This is a genomic window from Candidatus Hydrogenedentota bacterium (assembly GCA_016791475.1).
In the GTDB taxonomy this organism is placed as follows: Bacteria; Hydrogenedentota; Hydrogenedentia; order Hydrogenedentales; family JAEUWI01; genus JAEUWI01.
The window spans coordinates 1-918 of the sequence record JAEUWI010000124.1 but is presented as its reverse complement, the minus strand read 5'-3'; the positions used below and the strand labels follow the sequence as shown (position 1 = coordinate 918).

1 protein-coding gene is annotated in these 918 nt (G+C 35.1%); it reads left to right on the top strand.

The window, feature by feature from the left end:
• Nucleotides 1–451 (top strand): histidine phosphatase family protein (locus tag JNK74_28195; GenBank protein MBL7650070.1); only part of this gene is annotated, 451 nt, incomplete at its 5' end.
• Nucleotides 452–918 lie beyond the last annotated feature (467 nt).

Sequence of the window (918 nt, the reverse complement as noted above, 5' to 3'; positions counted from 1 at the left end):
ATACATGCAAGATTCAACAACAAGTTTCATTTTAACAAGACATGCAGAAACTACTGGCATTGGCACAGATCCGTCTTTAAGCAGTGCAGGTCAAGAAAGAGCCAATGAATTAGCAAGGATACTAAAAAACACATCTATACAAGCAGTTTATTCTACCAATTACAAACGTACTTTAGAAACTTCTGCTAAAGTTGCGGCAAATTACAATATCAATACTCAAATTTATGACCCTTCAAAATTAGATGAATTGGTTACAACCATACTAAATCAATACCGCGGTCAAGCTGTCTATATTGCCGGGCATTCCAATACAACAAATCTTATACTCAATCTTTTGATTGGTAAAAATACTTATGGAAATATACCGGATTCCGAATATGACAATCTTTATATCGTAAATGTCAGCGCTAAGGGTCATTCAAAAGTAATTCATTTAAAGTATGGCAAATAATTTAGTCTTCTGAAATCAACTGTCAGAAGTCAAAAAAAATTAGTAGCTTATAAGCAATTAAGCTGCGAATAGTCTATAGTCTGTAGTCTGTAGTCTGTAGTCTGTAGAAAAAAAATGTACTGAAATGGCTTTCCAACCAATCAGTCCTCGTCTCCGCTTCTCATCCTCTCCTCTTGTCCTCTTCTCCTAGTATCCTGCTCTCCAATTTAAAAAATGTAGTAATTTTATTGCTTAAGTTAATTCAACACGTGGCATACAAAAATTGCTTAAACCTATTACCGATTTTAGTTTTCATATTAAAATCAATTGAATTGCAGGCACAATGCCCTGGTCTAATGGTCAATGCCGGTCCTGATTTGGTTAAATGTGATTCCAGCCAAACCTTGCAATTACAAGGCTCCGTACAAGGGAATTATTCTAAATTTTATTGGACCCCAACAGGTGGATTAAGCAATCCAAACATTTTG